Here is a 2,234-nt window from a genome sequence, read left to right as displayed (position 1 = left end):
GGCCCGCAGCTCCCAGTCGCCGAGCCGGGCCGACTCGGTGGGCGGCCAGGCCCGCGAGGCGACCCGCGCCAGTTCCCCGTAGGAGGCGGCCGGGCCCCGGCGACGCGCCGGGGCGGCGGGCACCGTCTTGCCGGCGACCAGCGCGGATTCCGGGATCCGGACACTCTCGCCGCCCCGTCGTGTGATCCGCAGCACACCTTCGTCCCATGATGTGAGAACGCCTACCGTGTCGGTGAACTTCTCACCCGAGGGACCATGTTCGATCAAGCTCCGTACCGAGACCCGTTTCCCCACGTCAGCAGCGGTGATACGGACCTCGAGACGGCCGGCCGCAGAGAATTCCACAGGTCGGTCCACCCCTCCTGTTCGGATCATGCCCAGGAACGGAGATACTAGGGGCGGGCATCGACGACGCCGCGCTCCCGCGCGCCAGGCGGCGGAGCCTGAGGAGGCCCGCCAGCGCCCAATCGAGGAGGAACGACAGCGTGACCTACGTCATCGCGCAGCCTTGTGTCGACGTGAAGGACAAGGCGTGCATCGAGGAGTGCCCGGTCGACTGCATCTACGAGGGCCAGCGGTCCTTGTACATCCACCCGGACGAATGTGTCGACTGCGGCGCCTGTGAACCGGTCTGCCCGGTCGAGGCCATCTTCTACGAGGACGACACTCCCGAGGAGTGGAAGGACTACTACAAGGCGAACGTCGAGTTCTTCGACGATCTCGGCTCGCCCGGCGGCGCCAGCAAGCTGGGCCTGATCGAACGGGACCACCCGTTCATCGCGGCCCTGCCGCCGCAGGCGTAGCCGGTCCCGCCCGGCGGCCCGCACCGGCGTGCCGCCTCGGTCCCGTACGGCCCGGCCGCCTCGGTCGCCGCACGGGACCGAGGCGTCTGCCGGGCCAGAAAGAGAGCCGTACCCGTGTCCGTAGTCTCCGACCGGCTGCCCGCCTTCCCCTGGGACAGGCTGGAGCCCTACAAGGCGACGGCCGCCGCCCACCCCGACGGCATCGTCGACCTGTCCGTCGGCACCCCCGTGGACCCGGTCCCCGAGGCCGTCCAGAAGGCCCTGACCGGTGCCGCCGACTCCCCCGGCTACCCCACCGTCTGGGGCACCCCCGAACTGCGGGACGCCATCGTCGGCTGGGCCGGGCGCAGGCTCGGCGCCCGCGGCGTCACCCACCACCACGTGCTGCCGGTCGTCGGCTCCAAGGAACTGGTCGCCTGGCTCCCCACCCAGCTCGGGCTCGGCCCCGGCGACCGGGTCGCCTTCCCGCGCCTGGCCTACCCGACGTACGAGGTGGGCGCCCGCCTCGCCCGCGCCGGCCACGTCGCCTACGACGACCCGACCGAGCTGGACCCGGCCGGGCTGAAGCTGCTCTGGCTGAACTCCCCGTCCAACCCCACCGGCCGGGTGCTGTCCAAGGAGGAGCTGACCCGGACCGTCGCCTGGGCCCGCGAGCACGGCGTCCTGGTGCTGTCCGACGAGTGCTACCTCGAACTGGGCTGGGACGCCGACCCGGTGTCGGTGCTGCACCCGGACGTCAACGGCGGTTCCCACGACGGGATCGTGTCCGTGCACTCGCTGTCCAAGCGGTCGAACCTGGCCGGCTACCGGGCCGCCTTCCTGGCCGGTGACCCGGCGGTCCTCGGGCCCCTGCTCCAGGTCCGCAAGCACGGCGGCATGATGACCCCGGCGCCCAGCCAGGCCGCCGCCGCGGCGGCCCTGGGCGACGACGAGCACGTCCGCGTCCAGCGCGAACGCTACGCGGCCCGCCGCGCCGCCCTGCGCCGGGCACTGACCGGCCACGGCTTCCGCATCGAGCACAGCGAGGCGGGCCTGTACCTGTGGGCCACCCGGGACGAGTCCTGCTGGGACACGGTCGCCCACCTCGCCGACCGCGGCGTCCTGGTGGCGCCGGGCGACTTCTACGGCCCCGCCGGCGAGCGGTTCGTCCGCGTCGCCGTCACCGCCACGGACGAGCGGGTGCGCGCGGCGGTGGACCGCCTGACGGCGTAGCCCGGCCCGCGCGCGTGCGGTGCGCGCGGTGGGAACGGCCGACGGGCCCGGGGAGAACTCCCCGGGCCCGTCGCCGTGTTCGTCCGCCGGTCAGCCGAGCGGCAGGTCCTGCACCGGGAGGGTCTTGGCCGACGGCAGCCCGCGCGAGGTGAGCGAATCGGTCGGCAGGTCGCCGCCCTCGGTCGCCGCGCCCGCGGTGTCGTCCAGCACGTCCCCGGC

Annotated in this window: 2 protein-coding genes and 1 pseudogene; 2 read left to right on the top strand and 1 reads right to left on the bottom strand. The window is 73.7% G+C overall.

The window, feature by feature from the left end; genetic code table 11:
* Positions 1 to 375 (bottom strand): annotated as a pseudogene (locus tag G3I53_RS09110) (GNAT family N-acetyltransferase); the annotation flags it as partial.
* Between the two features lie 110 nt (positions 376 to 485).
* Between G3I53_RS09110 and fdxA the strand changes: the two are divergent.
* Together fdxA and G3I53_RS09100 are read left to right on the top strand one after the other, a co-directional pair.
* Entirely contained in the window at positions 486 to 803 is a 318-nt protein-coding gene (gene fdxA, locus G3I53_RS09105; RefSeq protein ID WP_055572727.1) for a ferredoxin, read from the top strand.
* A gap of 114 nt (positions 804 to 917) precedes the next feature.
* Positions 918 to 2,015 carry a bifunctional succinyldiaminopimelate transaminase/glutamate-prephenate aminotransferase gene (locus G3I53_RS09100; protein ID WP_164438210.1) on the top strand — a complete coding sequence of 366 codons (1,098 nt, stop codon included), beginning with the start codon at positions 918 to 920 and terminating at the stop codon, positions 2,013 to 2,015.
* The last annotated feature ends 219 nt before the right edge of the window (positions 2,016 to 2,234 follow it).

Source organism: Streptomyces sp. SID14436 (assembly GCF_010548465.1).
Taxonomy (GTDB): domain Bacteria; phylum Actinomycetota; class Actinomycetes; order Streptomycetales; family Streptomycetaceae; genus Streptomyces.
The sequence above is the reverse complement of the archived record's forward strand: the minus strand, read 5'-3'. Positions and strand labels throughout refer to the sequence as shown.